This window comes from Rhizobium sp. NZLR1b, assembly GCF_019685155.1.
Classification (GTDB): Bacteria; Pseudomonadota; Alphaproteobacteria; order Rhizobiales; family Rhizobiaceae; genus Rhizobium.
This window is the reverse complement of sequence record NZ_JABDWC010000030.1, coordinates 42,112-59,686: the sequence shown is the minus strand read 5'-3', so window position 1 is coordinate 59,686 and position 17,575 is coordinate 42,112. Positions and strand designations below refer to the sequence as shown.

Below are 17,575 nucleotides of genomic sequence, written 5' to 3'. Positions count from 1 at the left end.
GGTTTAGGGCTGCTTTTCAATTTCACAATAGACAACGCTCCGATTCGAGCCGGGCCAAACAGACACCTTCAGATCCGCCCCAGCCGCGCTTTCACTGGCGATCAAGCCCATCTCGCGTTCTGACCGCAACAGCAGTTCCCAGTTCATAAATGTCTCCATATAGCCATCGACGTCCGTCTCCGGGGAGAAGTTGGCGAACAGGAATGTGCCGCCGGGCTTGAGCATGCTGACGCACTTCTTGGTCAGCTTTACGGCTACGGCATCCGGCAAATAGTCATAAAGACCCGCGGCATAGACGAAATCGAACATTCCCAGCGCATGCCTTCCACCGAGCAAGGATTTGACCGACCCGTTGATTGACTCGACGGACGTGCCGGCGAAATCGCGGGCTACGGTTCCAACGCTCACCGGGTCCTGATCCAAAGCCACCCAGCGTTTGATCGCGCCGGCGCCGAGAGCGCGCGACAAAGGCCCCTCGCGAAGATGGCCCGACGCGATGGCCAAGACTTCGGCGGAACCGGGCCGAGCCGAAGCGATTTCGTCTACACGGCGCGCCAGAATGTCCCGGCGCTCCCTTACCGCGACGGATGACGAAGCATTTCGAGTGTAGGCATAGATTGAACGTCCCAAGGTGCTCGATGATGCGACGGCGTCCTCGATCTCGGGCCTGCCGTAGATGAAGTCGAGAAGACGTGCGTCGCCAGAATAGCCGCGGGGTTTTTCAAACGACCAGCGGGTCAACGGATCCTGATTTAGATAGTGAGCAACTGGATGAGATTGCGCGATAGGAACGATGACATCCCACACCTCTGGATGAACGCGACGCCGTAACCGATGCAAGGCGTCGGTAAGACGCTCGATTATCGCACTTGCCTCGACGCCGGATTTGAACTGACGGATCGACACGTCAAGGCTGATAGCAAGGTCGGCTTTGGCAACGGTAAAGTCGCAGGGACTTGGCGCAGCAAACCTCCTTGTCGCCTGACGAATTTCACCCGGCGCAACAAGACTTTGACCGTCCAAGACAAGACTTCGTGCCATTTCGAGACTCCCTTGACCTCGCGTTAAGCATAATCACCCTCGAAATTAGATGCGACTAGAATCTGCACGGGATAAGGGTATTTCTACTGTTGCGGGTGGGAACCTGCTCCTCTACGAATGTTAAGTAATAAGACAAACCGGTTGCAGGTTGCCGAACGTAATTTTGGAGGGCGCCCAAGCATGGCTTACTTTTTACGCTCGTTAGCTCGCTGTCGGGCTGGTGTTGTTGAATGATCGCGGCTTACGCTAATGTTCAGCGCGACGAATCAACCGCCAGCTTTTCATTCGCCGAGGCTCGTAACTCTCTGGAAATTGAGAATGATACTGTCCGAAGGCGAAGCTCACGGCATGGCCTTTGGATCGCGGTTGCCGTTTATGTGGCCTTCGCACTTCCCGACCGATGGCTCATCCCCGATGTTGCGCCTGTGACGATCGCCGCGCGATTCGTTGTTGCAACGATCGCGCTGCTGGCTTTCGAAGCCTTGCGACTGGCAAAAGCGAAAACCGTCTGGCTGGACATCACATGCGCCTCTGCATTGCTTGTGGGCTATGTGGGCTGGCTTTACCCGGCGATCGGCACCCGCGATGTCACTGCCATGTCATACTACATGATATTTGGCGCCATCTTCATGATGGGCGCCAACCTCTTTTTCAGTTTTCCGTTTCGGCTTTCCGTGATCACCTCCAGCTTCGTTCTCGGCGCATTTTTTGTTACCATCGAGGAGTTCTTTCCTTCAGGCCAAACCTACAAGCTTGCCTTCGGGATGTTCTACATTTCGTGCTTTGTCTTCACGTCTTTCGTCAATTGGCGATTGAACGTGGAGCGTCGAAACGTGTTGCTGAACGCGGCAGAGGCTCGCTACCAGCACTGGGAAGCGTCCGAGCGTGGAAGATCACTGCTTGAGCTTTCAAATACCGATTACCTGACAGGCATAAGCAACCGACGCGCGCTGGATCGGCGACTCGACGAATGCTGGGCCATCTGGAAAGACGAGCGCCGCGACTTCGTCGTCTTCCTGATCGACGTCGATTTTTTCAAACGCTTCAATGACCGCTACGGGCATCAGGAAGGAGACCGATGCCTGACTGTCATCGCCAATGCGCTGAAGGCGGTTGTGGAGTCGTCCGGCGGCATGATCGGCAGGTATGGCGGCGAGGAGTTTATCGTGGTCTTGCCGGTTGAAACTCCTAAGATCGCGATGAGCCTGGCCGAAAAGATCAGAATGGAAGTCGAGTTTCTTGCGATTGCTCACGACGGGCGACCAGATGATAGCCCGATCGTAACCGTCAGCATTGGCGTCGCGTTCACTCGCGAGAAAGTTGGAGAGAAAGTCGAACGAATAGTGCGTGAGGCCGATCTTGCTCTCTACAATGCCAAAGCAAGTGGCCGAAATTGCATTCGCAGGTTTGATCCGTTGTTGCCTCGCCCCGACGACAATGCTGGTAAACTCGTCCCGCTGCTGACGGCCGCCATTGATCGCAAACTGGTCTCGCTCGTTTACCAACCGATCTTCGATGTGACCAACGAGAAAGCAAGAGCTGTCGAGGCTTTGATGCGCCTTAGGATGCCGGACGGCACCGCGGTTTCGCCGAAGACTTTCATTCCGGTTGCAGAACGGACGGGCGCTATCCTCGAATTGGGTAAGTGGGCGATCGAGACGGCATGCCGTGACATACTGATGACCGATCGCATGGCGACCGTCAGCGTCAACGTGTCGCCCATACAACTACGTTCCCCCGGCTTTGCTGCGAGTGTCGCTGATATTCTTGCCCGGTGCGGGGTCTGCGGGTCGCGACTGGCCTTAGAAGTCACCGAGGGCCTGGACATGGATATGCAGTCGGAGGTGCTCAAATGCATTGCAGATCTGCGGGCTCTCGGCGTCGAGATCTGGCTTGACGATTTCGGCTCCGGCTTCGCAGGCCTCTCTTGGCTGAGGGCGATCGAGTTTCAGACGGTCAAGGTCGATCGCACCTTCCTGCACGACTGCTCCAACCCGCGCGGGTTGACGATGCTTCAGGACATGATTGCTCTCATCCGCAATCGTGGGAATACGATCCTGGTGGAAGGCGTCGAAACTGCAGCACAATTGTCGCTGCTCAAGGATCTTCGCATTGACCGCGTCCAGGGCTTTCATATGGGGATGCCGGTTAGCGCTGAACTTCTAAGCGCGGCATAACTGGATCTCAAGGCTTCCAGAAGAACGTTGATTGCAGACGCGACGTCGCCCGCGATCTTGGGCCTGAACCGGCCCACGGCGCCGGAGGCACTTAGAAATTCTTTAGATGAAAGCGCACTGAACGCCTGAATTCCCGATCCGCGCTCGCAAGCGATCTTCGTTTCTTGAGGTGGTCGACTTAGACGGACATTCGATTACCGAGGAAAAATTTGTATCGCTCGGGTCGGATGAAGAATTCCGACCACTCGGCGCAGGCGCCATGATCGAAATATGAGGTTCGTTCAAGGACGAGCAAGACCGCATCTGCAGCAGTACCGATCAAGGACGATATTTGCGGCGGGACGGCGCGCGCGCCTATCGCGATCTCGGCGGAGGCAATATCGGCGCCTGCTTTCTCTTTAAGGAGGGCATAGGTCGGCCGTTGTTCGGCCGTTTCCAAAGCCAGCTCGGACATGACGGCGGGCAGGAGGCTCCGACCCAAGGCAATGGGCTCGTCATCCACTATGTGAAGACGCTCCAACAGCGCGCATTTTGCTCCGAACAACGGGACAAACGCCGACGGTGTGTCAATCGCCGTCAGTGCGACGATCCGCATCGTGGCATCGAAACCCTGCACTTTCAGCGACTCGTGAGACGCTGCCGTGGAGACTATCCATAGCCTCAACGAGCCCGGACGCTTCGTCTGTTATCCGGGCACCGAATGGTGCGGCAACTCGGCAGCCGGCGGCGACCGCAACGTCGTCTTCCTTCGTGATGGCAAACCCTTCGATCAAGAGGGGCGGTCCCTTCGCTCTTTCGAATGGAATGAGACGACGGCCGGAACAATCCGACCCGGCATCTGGCCTGTAGAGCGGCTCCATACCGCCTATGTGGACGATCCAAAGGGCCATTTGCTGATCCCACATGTGGGCGGCCGGCGCTGCATTCTGGATTGGAACCATCCCGAGCTGGAGCGGCTGATCGAGATTGGGTCCGCCTGGGGACAATTCCATTGGCTCTACACCGAGGCGCTCGCGCGCGGATACAGGGTCGGAGCTTCCGCGGCGAGTGACGAGCACCAGGGCCGATGGGGTGGCGGCGCACCGGCAACCGGCACCTTCGGGTCGCGCGGCGGTCTGACCGGCGTCATCGCCGACCGCTTCGACCGTGCCGGCGTCGGCAGCGCACTCAGGGCACGGCGCACCTTCGCCACGACCGGTGAACGCAGTTTTGCTGTTCTGTCGCAAGGACGGCATTTCATGGGCGAGGTGTTCCATGCCGAACCCGAAAAGCCGCTGGCCTACCGCCTGCTCGGCCAGGTCGGCTGGGAAGAGGTTCAGCTTTATGACGGCGATCGCCTCGTGTGGAGCCGCGACCTGCATGTGGAGGCGGGTCTCAGCCAACGCAGCGTCCGGGTCCGTTTCGGCGGTGCGCGGATCAAGGACCGCTATCGGGCCGCCTATTGGAGCGGCGAGGTTGCTGTGATCGGCGCGGGGCTTCTTGATGCGCACGGAGTTGGCTTTGACCACCCTGAACAAAGCGTATGGCGTACCGGACTCGGCAAACTCCGCTTTAGAACGGCAACACATGGCGATGTCGACGGGATCGAGCTCAAGCTTTCCGACCTAAACGATGCTCACATCACGATTGCCGCGGACCTTCATGGTTACAGCAAGATCGGCAACCCGCTGCAGCCGCCACCGCATGTGCATGCCCCGGAAGCAAGACTAGAGGTAAATGGGAAGGATCTCCTTGCGAAGGGCTCGGTCACATTCGATCTACCGGGCGTCGAGCTGCGCCTTATCGTGGAAAGGGTGACAGACCAACCGCTACCGAGAGATCTTGCGGGTGAGATATTGCTGCGCGAACTGAAGCTCGATCCGGAACGCGAACATCCATTGTTCATCACGGCGCGCCAGCGTGACCAATCCCGAATTTGGACGTCTCCGTTGTTCTTGAAGCCTCGGTAGTTAATGCTCCTACAAAAGGATGATTTTTGGCCGGATCGGCCTAAAATCTGAATCCTGTTCTACATCAAGGAGTTAGACGCGACGATTGAGTCGCAGCTTGGGCGGCCCTTAGCCTGTCGAGTGTCGGCGGGTTGGGGCAACGGGAGGCGATTGATGCAGAAGGCGCCATGCCAACTCGGCAAAGAACGCAGCCGTTCCGCCGATAGTCGAAGACAGGAGGATCGACGGCGCCGATCTCAAAGGCCACCCGCCGTCATTGAGCGCAATTGGCTGATATGGGCGTGCCCAAGGGGTCCATCAGGATGAAATTCGCAGAAACGTTGCGCGGGTTTGTGGCCAGCCAGCGCTCTGTCGAAAAATACGCCTTAGTCCTCACCTGCGAAGCTGAAGTCGCCTTAAGGCCAAGAACAAAATCAAAATTGTTTCCGCTGCCGGCTTCGCGCGTGAAGCTGAGATAGGCCCCGAATCGTTCATATTCGACATTTCGAAGGTTTTGGATCGCCTCAAGAGTATCCTCGAAATCACGCCAGCATGCCTGCTTCACAATGATCGCGAAAAGGTGCAGGACGGCGGGGGCTAGACGCCCCTTCGCGTCTGTCGTCGGCTTAACGATCTTGGCGCGGATCTCAAGAATATCGCCGGTTTCATTGCCACGAACCTTGAGGAAGGTGGAGCTGAGGGGACGCACCTCGTCCCGTTCGTAGATGCGCTGAAAATAACATTCATAATTGCGATTGCGCATCGATGCGGCTTTCCATTCGCTCATCTCGATGCCGGCCTCCCGAAGAGCACCGCAAATAACCGGCCCCGAGACGCGCCACGTCCGCAGAAATTGACTTGCCAACTCCGGCTTCGGGACCTCGATCAGCCGCGGCGATATAGACATCGGCGGGAGAAGAGAGGGAGCCGCCGTATCAGGACGGACGGCTATGGGCGCCGATCGGGCAGCGTTATTGAGAGCTCGATTTTCGGAGAGCCCGACCGGATCTTCGACGCGGTGGATTTCACGGTAAAAAACAACGCCTGCAAGAAGCAAAACGGATATCAAAAGCACTGGCCAACGCAGCCAGCGGCGGTCGCTCCGCAATAGGAATTTCCAGTGCCAAAACGGGATGTCGCGAGGCGGATCGACTGCTGATAACACCTTATCCACGGCGCGACCTCACGAGAAAAATAGCAGCGGATGCGAGTTCGAACGCAATCAACCTCGATCCTGTTTGCGACCAACCGGCGTCGGTCGGCGCGTGAGCCAAAGCTCCTGCTGGCGACTCCTTCTGAGGTGGGCAACGGATGTGAACAACGGTACAGTCTGTCCGACTCACCTTCGACACCGCGAGTGTGAGGTCGCGTGTGTGGAGCGTCAAGCAGCAACCCCGGTGGACGGCGTTCGCCCCCAAAATTCGCGCGGAAGAACGCACCGGCGGCCCTCAAGAAAATCACATCAGCTAGAGCCTGTCTCGCAAAAGTGTGCTGCGGTTTTGCGTTAAAGACATGCGTAAAAACAAAGACCTAAAGCGTGACGAGCGAATCTGAAAGATCGCGACACGCTTTAGCGTCGCGACAACTGCGCAAGTCCTGAGTGGAGATGCTCAGCGTCGCATTTCTAACTGGCTGGCGGCGTCCCGTCTCTGATCCGTCGCGTCATCGCCACGTCCGCGCGAGCGATCATTGTGAATTCCAGATGAAAACAATGAAGCCGAAAGCGATCGCCATTGTCGTGGTGGCGGCGTAAAGCATGGTGAACCGGGCGGGACCGACGGATGCTGCCAGTATCACGCGGCCAATTGCGTTTGCAGCCATGGCGCCCAGTACCGCGTGGACGACGATGTCCGAAGCCTGGAGGTCGGTCCGGCGCAGCGCCGTCAACACTGCGACGTCGACGTCGAAGCTGCCAGAGATGATCGAGGCCAACAGGACCGCAGAATTTCCCAGGTATGCGACCAGGACTTCGCTCGCAGAAAGCGCCAGTACGTATATCGTCGCAAAAAAAAGAAAAGCGAGCGGACCTCGAAGGGGTTGCGGGCCGAGACGTCGACGGCGGCCCGCTTGTGTTCAGACCTCGTCAAGAACACGGCCATGCAGGCGAAAACCACTGCCGCGACCGTTGCCACAGGCGCTATCTTCGGCAAGACTGCGGGACCAACGATCAAGGTCAGCCCAGCCACGCGCAGGATAGACACCGTGGCCGCCAAACACGCGGCGCCGGCAAGTCTCCAAACTTCCGCTCCATCCTTGGCGGAACGAGCCAGCGTTAGCGTCACGGCCGTGGACGAGACCAAGGCGCCGGCGGCTGCGCCGATCAAAGTGCCCTTCCTCTCGCCGAATAGGCGTACGGTGATATAGCCTGCAAAAGAGATGGTCGCGGTCAAGACGGTGAAAAGCCATACTTCAAAGGGGTTCACCGTCAGTGCCCGACCTACATCGCGGTTTGGTAAAAGAGGAAGTATGACGGCCGTCATGACCGCAAGCATCAGAGCCGAGCGCAGCTCGACCCAAGTCAAACGCCTGAGGAAGGCGTGAAGAACGTCGCGGCTCGCCAGTATGGCTGCAAGGGCAGTGCCGCCCGCCGCCGCGGCGACGGGATCGCCATCGACTGCAAGAGCGCCGAGTCCGAAAACGCATAGCGCGGCAATGACCGAGGTGACGCTGTAGTCTTCGTCGTCCCAGGCCTCCCGAAGCTTGAAGAGTCCGAATACGGCGGCAAAACTCATGAAGCCGCAAGCCAGGAGCAGCGAGGACCCGGTCGCGTTGGCCAAGGCCGCAATTACACCTCCAAGCAACCCCGAGATGCCAAAGGTTCGGATGCCCCCGGTTCTGCTCCCTGCAGGAGAATCCCGCTCCCGCCAGCCACGTTCCAGCCCGACCAGGAGACCGATGGAAAGCGCTAATGCAAATCTTGCAACGACCATGGAATTCACAAGGGCCTCCCTATGTCAAAGTTGCTGCGAGTCAGTCGGCACGCGCAGTACCGCCCGGACTGGTTTGGCAGACATCGTCGTCTGCGGTCCGACGTCAGTTTGTCCGGGTTGCGCTCCGACCGGACACGGCGGTGCTTTGACGAAGCGCAATGCGAAGTTCGGCTCGGGATGCATCATGGCGGAGGTATAACCTCAGGAGGTCAGCATGAAACCACAATTCCATCTCCCTTTGTCAACTTATCCCGATGCAAGTTCCTTCACCATCGTTGACAACGCGATCGACCTCGCCCGCCAGATTGGCGCCGACCTCCTCGCCAGTATCCCGCAGGTGCGGATCCCACCGATCCACCCGCCGTTTCCAACGGTGGTCGATGTAGACTCATGGCGGGGGCAAGCGGAAGGGTATAGCCGCGACAGTGGGGCCTCGCTTCGAAAATACATTGCCGACGCGGCCTCGGAGAGCGGCGTCGAGGTGCGAATTCATGGCTTCGACGCCAGGGAGCCGTTCGTCTTTGAGTGCTTCGCGAAAATCGCCAGGAGCCACGACCTGTCCATAGTGGAGGCATCGGAACTCTCTCGCCAGCTTTCGGAGACGCTGTTGCTCGAGAGCGGCCGTCCGTTGATTCTGTTTCCTGCCAGTAGCGTCTGTGGTCGCGTCGATACCGTTGCGATCGCCTGGGACGGCAGCGCGACCGCGGCACGAGCGATCTCCTGCGCCCGTATATTCGCCGAGCGGCTGACGAAGATGCAGGTCATCTCGGTGATCGACGACAAGCAGGTCGACGAAGCGAACCGTTCGCTCCTGATATCCTCGTTGAGGCACTCCGGGTTCGAGGTAGAAGACGTATCGATTCAGGCCGGCGGGCAGTCCCCGGCTGCCGCCCTTCAAGCGGCCGCGCTCGAACGGAATGCGGATCTCCTGGTGGCGGGCGGATTTGGCCACTCCCGGCTTCGCGAGTTTATCCTTGGCGGCGTCACTCGGGAACTCCTTTGCAATGCTGACATGCCGGTCCTTCTCGCGCACTAGAAGGCGCGAGGGGCGTGCCGATTCAGGCGGCGGGAGAGACCTCTGCAGCGGCGTTGAATTGGCAGCATTGGAACGGTGCCCAGAATGGATGCCAGGCGCTCCTGAGACGATGGCCTTCCGTGACCAAGATCAAAGACATCAACTTCGGCATCGCTGGCAGCAGACGCTTTTCGGGGGCGTGACCCGCAGCATGATCGAAAACGGTAGGACGCCGATATTCCTGTCGCATTGATTGGAACTCGCTTTAACAGATTACCTTTGACGGTCGCGCAAAGTTCATAGGCGTCATCATCGGCCAGGGCCATTTGATGGCCGTGGCCTTGTGCAGCAGGTCCTACAAACGGGCGCAGCTCGTCCGACGAATAAGTCAGCGAACAGCTCGCCGACCCGCTTGAAGGCGCGGTTGACCGCGACCGCGAGATGCGCGACTTCCCGCGGCATTTCGTCGAACCCAAATGCGAACGGGAATCCATTGGGTCGATGCGATCGGCCGCTTCTGCCGCGGCCCGCACCGGACGCAATGCCTGCCGGACGGACAACAAGGTTCCACCGAGGACGAGGACCAGGAGAATGCTCATCGGCACGATCAGGTGTTCTATCACCTCGTTCCAAAAGGACATCGGACATGACGTCGGAAGGATCATCGATCGTTGCGATATCGACAAGGAAACGCTGATTTCCAATGAAAAATGCCCTGCCGCCAACAAGCGACAACGGCTTGCCGGGCGTCAAGGATCGCAACCAGAAATCCGGCGGGTTGACATCGGCCGGAAGGACGATCTCCTCGAACATGCTCTGGTCAACGCTGTCGAGCCGCGCGAGAGCGGTGAGCTGGCCAACGAAACGGACGAGATCATCGACGTCGGCCTCCGCCTGCCTCGCACGAGGATGGTCGATATGCCCGAGTTCCAGCTTCAAAGCCGCAAGCGGCGTTCGGACTTCATGGGCGATCCCAGATGTCAGGATCTTTTGCGACTTCATTAAACAGCGTGGGGGCACCCTGCAGCCCAGCGGCTTGGACCTGACAAACGAACTTCCAGCGAATGATTGTTTTCGTAGACCCACGGGGCGAGTTAAAGCGCTCCTCGCAGGCGGCATCGCAAGACTCGAACAGGAGCGCGCCGCTTGCTTGACGAACACGGGCCACGTAGCCGGTGCTACCCTGACTGTAACGCTGCTGCACATTTTCAGGAATTCGGTATCGAACGCTTGCACCATCGACCACGATCCCAGATGCGAGCCGCTCCGTTTCCGGCTCGACGAACAGTCGAGAAAGCTCCCCTACATTCCAGTAGTAGTCCGAGAAGACGACGGCGAGCTGCAAGAGCATGGCCAGGATCGCGAAGAATGCAATCCGGCGCGCCAGAATGGCTCCGAGCGTCGGGCGGGATCGGCTCAATCGCGTACCTCGCGCATCATATAGCCAACCCCTCTGATTGTTTCGATCGATGAGTAGGTCCCATGACCTTCCAACTTCTTGCGCAAACGGGAGATTGCCAGCTCGACGGCGTTGCTACTTCTTTCAGCGCCAAATTCCGAGAACGTGTGCTCGATCCTTGATTTTGCGACCACCTTGCCACCGTTACGCATCAGAAGCTCGAGCAATCCTTTCTCCGATGGGGCAAGCGCAATCTCTGTGCCGGCGCACATTACCTGTCGTGAAGCGACATCGAATTGAATTGCTGCATATTCCAGCACTGGCATGGAAGTGAGGGGCGCCCGGCGCATGATTGCGCGTATCCGGGCAACCAGTTCGCCATTGTGAAACGGCTTGGCCAGATAGTCGTCGGCGCCTGCATCAAGCCCGACTATCCGCTCGTCGATCGCACCACGCGCCGTCAAAAGAAGCACCGGTGTCTGCATGCCAGCGGCCCGAAGAGACTTCAAGACGTCGATGCCATCTTCGTCAGGCAGACCGAGATCGAGGAGCAGGAGATCGTACTCGCCCTCACGGAGCGCAAGCCGGCCTTCCTGCGCTGTCCCGAAGGCGTCGATCTTCCAACCTTCGTCCCTGATCGCCTCGCAAAGAAGATCGCGAAGCCGGGCGCTGTCCTCGATGAGCAGAACTCTCATGCCTTCTTTCGACCTGTACCATCGACCAGACGAGATTTTCCCGATGCCGCCAGCTTTCCAAAATAGCAGCGCCGCCATGGATGAAAGCAAGCACTATAATGCTGTTGGCAATCGTGCCGTGCAATCGCTCCAACCATTTTTCGCCCCAGAAGGCATCCAGTGTCGTCATGCAACCAGTCGTGGCAGTTGCCACAAGAAGCACGATCAGCAACAGCATCATCACAGATGCCAGGGGACTGTGGCCGAGATGGCGCTTCTCGTTCCGACCGACAATGCCACGGATTTGATCCAAGACCTTACGCGGCGTCGGAAAGAAGTCGCGACGATGGTCCAGTGGAATACCCGGACAACCGGATACCAGACCTTGACGCTTTTCGGAGCGACGTCGGAGGGCGATGCGCCCTCCTTCCTTAGCGAGATCACCGTCATCCTCATTCGCCCTTCTGGACAATATCACCGGATACCGGATTGAAATAGACCTCGGCTCGCTTGCCGTCCTTGTCCTTGCCGTAGATTTCATAGCAATTGCCAGTGATTTCAAATGTCTTCACCTTGTAGCCAAGCGTATCGACCTTGGCCTTCATGGCGTCTTCGGACATCCACTTTGATTTCGGCTCCTTGGTGCAACTTGGGCTAGCCGATGCCAATATCGGCGTGGCGGCGATGATTGCGACAGCGGCGATCAGTTTCAACATGATGTTTTTATCCTTTGAGTAACCCGTCCGGGCGACCTCCGATCAATAGAGGTCACTAGCTGTCGGTTTACTGTCAGGACTTTCGAAACGCTCTCGGGGATTGAGATCAAGAGCCGGAATCATTTCGTCAATATGTGAAGGCCACATCGGGTACCGCTCATCCAAGTGCTTTCTTAGCCCTACGTCTGGCGTACACGAAGTCCGCAACCAGAATCACCCCGGCGACGGCAAATCCAGAATAGTCCCCTCTTTTCCCGCTGACCGGCTCCTTCGACGCGATATCGTCGGAAATCGTCTGGCCATACTGCGACGCGTGGTTCGTGACCGCGGTTTCGATGCATATGGTCCCTGGGGCGGGCGTGGGCATGAAGTCACCCGGATCGAGGACCTGCGAAGTCACTCGGGATCTCGTTCGGGGCGAACTGAACCATCGCGTCCTACGGTTCGCGTATTGCGTTATCGAGGCCACGCAGCAACGGATACAGAAAATAGGAGATCACCGTGCGGTTGCCGACCTTGATTTCCGTGGATACGGTCATGCCGGGAAGCAGCCGCACCGGCACATCTGCGGCATTCAGCCTTGTATCGGCAAGCAGTATCCGGGCCTTGAAGAAGGGGGCGGCCGGCTGGCCGGGGGTGGCGCTCTGTTCCTGTTGGCCGGTGAGGAACGTGTCCTGGCTGATGGTTCTCACCTCGCCCGAGGCGGTGCCGTATTTCTGGAAGGGATAGGCGTCGAGCTTGATACGCGCTTCCTTGCCGACGGCGACACGGCCGATGTCGCGGGTGTTGATCGAGACTTCGGCTTCGAGCGGCACGTTGATCGGCACCAGCGTCACCACCGGTTCGGCCTCGCGCACGACGGAGCCGACCGAGCGTTGCGCCAGGTCGAGCACGACGGCATCGGCGGGTGCGGTCAGCGCCACCATGTTGCGGCGCAGCTCCATCTTTTTCAGTTCCTCGTCAGCCATGTCGCGCTGGCCGCGCAGCTCCACCAGCTGCTCCATTGCAGCGCGGCGGAAATCCTCGATGAAGGCCTGGCGGTCGGCTCGGAGCTTGGCATACGAGTGGGCGGCCTCGTCGGCCCGGCCGCGGACGGCGGTCAGATCGGATTCGACGTCGAGGCGGGCGTCGCGGGAGCCGAGCAGCGTGATCAGCGAGCCGCTCTGTGTGTTATAAAGCCGCTCCCGCGCTGCCTCGATCTGCGAGAGCCCATCGCGCCTTTGGGTCAACACCGCTTCCTGGTTCTTGCTGGCGGTGAGCGACGCCGACTGGCCGGCGATTTGCTGCTCGAAATTCTGCAGCTGCGCCGCGTAGAAGGCCTGTCGCTGGCCGAAGAGCTGCGACTGCAGTATCTGGTCGGGCGTATCTCCCGCCATCTTCGTATAGTCGACGCCGGCAAGCTCGGCCTCGATGCGTCTCACCTGAGCGTCGAGTGCGGAGAATTTCGCCTGCTGCTGGTCGACATCGGCCTGGCTGAAAGTGGCATCGAGGGTCGCCAGCGTCTGCCCGGCATGCACCACCTCGCCGGCCTTCACCTCGATCGTGCGGATGATCGATGTTTCGAGCGGCTGGACGACGATGGTAGGCTGGGTGGTGACGAGCTTGCCGGGCGCAATCACCACCTCGTCGATGGAGGAAACCGAGGCCCAGATGATCGCTGAGGCAAGCAGCGCCGTCACGCAGTAGAGCGTCATGCGCGCCACCCGCGGCGGCGCGCGCTCCTCGAGCTCGACGGCATCGGACTGAAATTCCGCTATTGCCGGCGGCAGCGGCGGCCGGGCAGTCAGTTGCCTTCCCGTGTCTGAGGGGCCCTTGTCTGAGAGGCCTTGGCCTGTGGAGCCTTTGTCTGAAGGAACCGGCAGGTTTTCGCTGGATTTTCTGGCGTGCGCGTTCATGCGACCTGCCTCATTTGTTGGGACCACAGGTGGCGGTAGGTCATGCAGCGCGACACGAGCTGATCGTGCCGGCCGATATCGGCGACCTTGCCGCGATCGATGACGAGAATGGCATCGGCATCGACGAGCGTCGAAAGCCGGTGCGAGACGATGACCACGGTCCGGCCGGCGGCGATGCGGCTGAGGTTGTCGCGGATGATCGCCTCGCTGTCAGGGTCGAGCGCGCTCGTCGCCTCATCGAAGATCAACAGCTTCGGATCGGTGATCAGCGCGCGGGCAATCGCCAGGCGCTGCTTCTGGCCGCCCGACAGGTTGGCGGCGTTTTCTTCCAGCATGGTGTCGAAACCGCGCGGCAGACGCTCGATGAACTCCTCGGCGCCGGCGATGCGGGCGGCTTCCATGATCTCCTCGATGCTGGCATCGGGCTTGGCGGCGGCGATATTCTCGCGAACCGAGCCGCGAAACAGGAAACTATCCTGGAGCACCACGCCGATGCTGGTTCTTAAGTGCACCAGGTCGATCTCGCGGCTGTCATAGCCATCCATGCGCACGAGGCCTTCCTGGCTCTGATAAAGCCCCTGGATGAGCCTTGTGATCGTCGTCTTGCCCGACCCGCTCTTGCCGACCACGCCGAAGACGCAGCCCGCCGGAATGGCGAATGAGACATTGTCGAGCGCAGGCGCACTATCAGGCGCATAGCGGAAGGTGACCCTGTCGAATTCGATGCGGCCCTTCAGATGCGGCCGAACACCTCGCCCGCGGCCCGCCTGCTCCGGCCGCTGGTTCATGATCTCGCCGAGCATGCGCACGGAGAGCGCCACTTCCTGATATTCGTGCACCATGGTGACGATCTGCACCAGCGGTCCGGAGACCCGGCCGGCGAGCATGTTGAAGGCGACCAGCGCACCGATTGTCATCGAGCCGTTAAACACATCGAGCGCGCCGAGGCCGATGATCGCGACACTCATCAGCTTCTCCAGAAGCCCGGTCAGCGACTGGGCGATGGTCGAAATCTTGTCGACCCGGAAACGCACGGAGATCGACTGGGCCGAATAATCGTCCCACACCTTGCGCTGGCGCGGCTCCAGTGCCAGCGATTTGACGGTGCGCATGCCGTGCACGGTTTCCACCAGTAATGCCTGCCGGTCGCCTTCGGCCTGGTAAAGCGCCTGCAACCGGCGCTGGAACGGCCCGACGAGCATCATCACCACGAGGCCGACGAGCGCTGCGAAACCGAGCACCACAAGCGTCAGCTTGACGCTGTAGAGAAGCAGGATCGGCACGAAGACGAAGAGCGAAACGCCGTCGAGAAGCGTCAGGAACAGGCGCCCCGTCAGGAATTCGCGGATGCGCCCCGTCTGCTGCATATGCTTGACGAGAACGCCGGCCGAGGCCTGCTCGAAAAGTGCGATCGGCAGGTTGAGCAGATGGCCGAAGGTGCGTGTCGCGACGCGGATGTCGATCCTGTTCGTCGCGTAGAGCAGCAGATAGCGGCGCAGGAAGCTGAAGGTCGCGTCGAAGACGAGCGCGATAGCAATACCGATAGTCAGAACCGTCAGCGTCGCATAGCTCTGGTGCACCAGCACCTTGTCGATGACAAGCTGGAAGAAGATCGGCGTCGTCAGGCCCAGCCCGTAGAGCACGAAGGCGGCGAGCGCGACATCTCGGAAGAAGCTACGCTGCTTGATGATCTCGGGCACGAACCAGCGAAATCCGAAGGGCCGGTCCTCGTCGGACATGCGATAGTTGCGCTTCAGTAGGATCACCGATCCGAGCCAGGCCTTGGCGAACTGCTCTTCGCTGAGCATCATCACTTCGGCGCGTGACGCGAGCGGGTCAAGAACGCGAATTCTCTCCTCCTCACCCTCCCCGACGGCGCCGGCGATGACCACCCAGTTGCCGTTCGTCAGTTCCGCGATCACCGGAAAGGCTTCGCCGAGCTGAAACAGGGATCGCCAGCCGAGCGTCAGATGCCGGGCTCTGAGGCCGGCATCCTTGGCCATGCGCAGCAGCTGCCGCACGGCAACGGGATCGTTGCCGACGGCATAGTCGTGCTGCAATCGCTCAGGCGCGAGATCGACGCCGTGATGACGCGCGACGAGCGCTAGACAGTGCAGGTTGGTATGCAGAAAACCACTCATGGCCCACCCGAAACAATACGAGACCCAGTCACTATTTGTTTTATCAGTTGAAGTTCGGCGAAGCGTTCGAAGCGCCGGGCTGTACCGACTGGATATCGGCAGCCGCCGCAGCTGACATATCGCCGATGCGACGGACCGCGCCCGCCTCGACCAACCCGCCGAGCGCCTTTTGCATGAGGTCGACCGCATTGGCGAAGGCATCGACAGGCATGATGATGCGCTGACGGAAGACCGGCTTCGGGTTGTTGTTGGCGTCACGATCGGTTGCCGAAAGCGACATCAGGTCGATGCGCACGATCGTTCCGGTAATGGTGATTTCGCCGATGCCATCTGCATAAAGTTCGTCACTCATTGTTCTCTCCTCTGGTTGGTAATCAAAACGTCTTCACACTAGGCCGTCTTACGCCCATCATGACACTTCTAACTATTTGAATGTGCGAGGATATGTCCGTGCTGCCATGCCGGAAACGGATCGCGGAGGCCGACGGCGGTTTGCGGATCGAAACCCGTCTCCTCGCCGGTCAGGCAATCGCCGAGCGCAGCACGGATCGCTTCCTCGTCGAAGCCGGAACCGATGAAGACGAGCTCCTGGCGGCGATCGCCCCAGACATCGTCCCAATGCCGGTCGATGAGCTGGCGGAACTGCGGAAAGCGCGGCCATTGCACCCGCGGCACCGAGGCCCACCAGTACCCCCTGGTCTCGATGCGGCACTGGGTGCCGGCAATTGACAGAAGGCCGATCTCGTCCGGCCTCGTCGCCAGCCAGAAATGGCCCTTTGCGCGGATGAGGCCCGCCCATTTCCGGTCGAGGAAATCCTTGAGCCTCAGGGGATCGAAGGGCCGGCGACTGCGATAGACGAAGCTTGTTATGCCGTATTCCTCGGTCTCCGGCACATGATCGCCCCAACCGAAAAGTTCCTTGTGCCAGAGCGGATGGCGGGCGGCCTTCGCTTCGCTGAAGAGGCCGGTATCCAGGATCGCGCCAAGCGGCACCTGGCCAAAAACCGCCTCGACGACCTGGGCATCCGGATTGAGCGCCGCGACGACCCGGCGAACCTCGGCAAGGTCGGCGCACGGCACATCGCCTGCCTTGTTGATGATGACGACATCGGAAAATTCGATCTGCTCGACGAGCAGGTCCACGAGCTTGCGCTCATCGTCCCCGTCACGCCTTTCGCCGCGATCGGCAAGGAATTCGGCGCTCTGGTAATCGGTGAGAAGATTGACCGCATCGACGACGCAGACCATCGCGTCGAGACGCGCCACGTCGCAGAGGGCAGCCCCGCTCTCGTCGCGGAAGGAGAAGGTGGCTGCGACCGGCAGCGGCTCGGCAATGCCGGTTCCCTCGATCAGCAGATAGTCGAAACGGCCGGCGGCTGCGAGCCGGCGCACTTCGCTCAGAAGATCGTCGCGCAGGGTGCAGCAGATGCACCCGTTGGTAAGCTCTACCAGCGTCTCGTCGGTGCGCGAGAGGTCTGCACCGCCCTCGCGCACGAGATCCGCATCGATATTGACCTCGCTCATATCGTTGACGATGACAGCAACCCGGCGACCCTCCCGATTACTCAGGACATGATTGAGCACAGTCGTCTTGCCGGCGCCGAGAAACCCGGCGAGAACCGTTACGGGCAATCTGTTGTCTGCACTCATCATCGAAAC

The 17,575-nt window shown here is 59.7% G+C and carries 14 protein-coding genes and 3 pseudogenes; 3 read left to right on the top strand and 14 right to left on the bottom strand.

Annotated features, from left to right (window positions below; translation table 11 throughout):
* Nucleotides 1-3: 3 nt before the first annotated feature.
* Nucleotides 4-1,041 carry a class I SAM-dependent methyltransferase gene (locus HJB84_RS29510; RefSeq protein WP_221117638.1) on the bottom strand — a complete coding sequence of 346 codons (1,038 nt, stop codon included), beginning with the start codon at nt 1,039-1,041 and terminating at the stop codon, nt 4-6.
* A gap of 230 nt (nt 1,042-1,271) precedes the next feature.
* Here HJB84_RS29510 and HJB84_RS29505 point away from each other — a divergent pair, with 230 nt between their 5' ends.
* A complete protein-coding gene (locus HJB84_RS29505; RefSeq protein WP_221117637.1) occupies nt 1,272-3,218 on the top strand; it encodes a bifunctional diguanylate cyclase/phosphodiesterase in 1,947 nt (648 codons plus the stop codon).
* 178 nt (nt 3,219-3,396) lie between these two features.
* Here the strand turns inward: HJB84_RS29505 and HJB84_RS29500 are convergent, their stop codons facing one another.
* Complete coding sequence (locus HJB84_RS29500) at nt 3,397-3,834, bottom strand: UTRA domain-containing protein (protein ID WP_311044086.1); 438 nt, start codon at nt 3,832-3,834, stop codon at nt 3,397-3,399.
* A gap of 25 nt (nt 3,835-3,859) precedes the next feature.
* On the opposite strand from HJB84_RS29500, the gene HJB84_RS29495 reads away from it, so the two are divergent.
* On the top strand, nt 3,860-5,167 hold the full coding sequence (locus tag HJB84_RS29495; RefSeq protein ID WP_259671207.1) for a hypothetical protein: 1,308 nt from the start codon (nt 3,860-3,862) through the stop codon (nt 5,165-5,167).
* A gap of 253 nt (nt 5,168-5,420) precedes the next feature.
* Here the strand turns inward: HJB84_RS29495 and HJB84_RS29490 are convergent, their stop codons facing one another.
* The 3 genes from HJB84_RS29490 to HJB84_RS29485 form a co-directional block, all read right to left on the bottom strand.
* On the bottom strand, nt 5,421-6,281 hold the full coding sequence (locus tag HJB84_RS29490) for a DUF6030 family protein (protein ID WP_405049008.1): 861 nt from the start codon (nt 6,279-6,281) through the stop codon (nt 5,421-5,423).
* Nucleotides 6,282-6,832: 551 nt separating this feature from the next.
* Complete coding sequence (locus tag HJB84_RS33830) at nt 6,833-7,099, bottom strand: hypothetical protein (RefSeq protein WP_259671209.1); 267 nt, start codon at nt 7,097-7,099, stop codon at nt 6,833-6,835.
* Nucleotides 7,030-8,076 carry a DUF4010 domain-containing protein gene (locus HJB84_RS29485; protein WP_259671208.1) on the bottom strand — a complete coding sequence of 349 codons (1,047 nt, stop codon included), beginning with the start codon at nt 8,074-8,076 and terminating at the stop codon, nt 7,030-7,032. The genes HJB84_RS33830 and HJB84_RS29485 overlap by 70 nt, the downstream gene beginning before the upstream one ends.
* Before the next feature lie 214 nt (nt 8,077-8,290).
* Between HJB84_RS29485 and HJB84_RS29480 the strand changes: the two genes are divergently transcribed.
* Complete coding sequence (locus tag HJB84_RS29480; protein ID WP_207584416.1) at nt 8,291-9,112, top strand: universal stress protein; 822 nt, start codon at nt 8,291-8,293, stop codon at nt 9,110-9,112.
* Nucleotides 9,113-9,487: 375 nt separating this feature from the next.
* On the opposite strand, the pseudogene HJB84_RS33825 reads toward HJB84_RS29480, so the two are convergent.
* From HJB84_RS33825 to HJB84_RS29435, 9 genes and pseudogenes are all read right to left on the bottom strand, one after another.
* A pseudogene (locus HJB84_RS33825) lies at nt 9,488-9,898 on the bottom strand (two-component sensor histidine kinase); the annotation flags it as partial.
* A gap of 298 nt (nt 9,899-10,196) precedes the next feature.
* Nucleotides 10,197-10,511: pseudogene (locus HJB84_RS29470) on the bottom strand (two-component sensor histidine kinase); the annotation flags it as partial.
* The gene (locus HJB84_RS29465; RefSeq protein ID WP_207584415.1) at nt 10,508-11,185 is read right to left on the bottom strand and encodes a response regulator transcription factor; all 678 of its coding nucleotides are present in this window, start codon (nt 11,183-11,185) and stop codon (nt 10,508-10,510) included. The pseudogene HJB84_RS29470 and the gene HJB84_RS29465, both read right to left, overlap by 4 nt.
* Nucleotides 11,182-11,614: pseudogene (locus HJB84_RS29460) on the bottom strand (cytochrome b/b6 domain-containing protein). The gene HJB84_RS29465 and the pseudogene HJB84_RS29460 overlap by 4 nt, the downstream one beginning before the upstream one ends.
* A 2-nt stretch (nt 11,615-11,616) precedes the next feature.
* Nucleotides 11,617-11,883 (bottom strand): PepSY domain-containing protein, encoded by a 267-nt coding sequence (locus HJB84_RS29455; protein ID WP_207585179.1) that lies wholly within the window; start codon nt 11,881-11,883, stop codon nt 11,617-11,619.
* A gap of 434 nt (nt 11,884-12,317) precedes the next feature.
* Complete coding sequence (locus HJB84_RS29450) at nt 12,318-13,775, bottom strand: HlyD family type I secretion periplasmic adaptor subunit (protein WP_221117635.1); 1,458 nt, start codon at nt 13,773-13,775, stop codon at nt 12,318-12,320.
* Complete coding sequence (locus HJB84_RS29445; protein WP_221117634.1) at nt 13,772-15,916, bottom strand: peptidase domain-containing ABC transporter; 2,145 nt, start codon at nt 15,914-15,916, stop codon at nt 13,772-13,774. Before HJB84_RS29445 ends, HJB84_RS29450 begins: the two co-directional genes overlap by 4 nt.
* Before the next feature lie 43 nt (nt 15,917-15,959).
* Entirely contained in the window at nt 15,960-16,268 is a 309-nt protein-coding gene (locus HJB84_RS29440) for a hypothetical protein (RefSeq protein ID WP_207584412.1), read from the bottom strand.
* A gap of 68 nt (nt 16,269-16,336) precedes the next feature.
* A complete protein-coding gene (locus tag HJB84_RS29435) occupies nt 16,337-17,569 on the bottom strand; it encodes a GTP-binding protein (RefSeq protein ID WP_207584411.1) in 1,233 nt (410 codons plus the stop codon).
* Between the last annotated feature and the right edge of the window lie 6 nt (nt 17,570-17,575).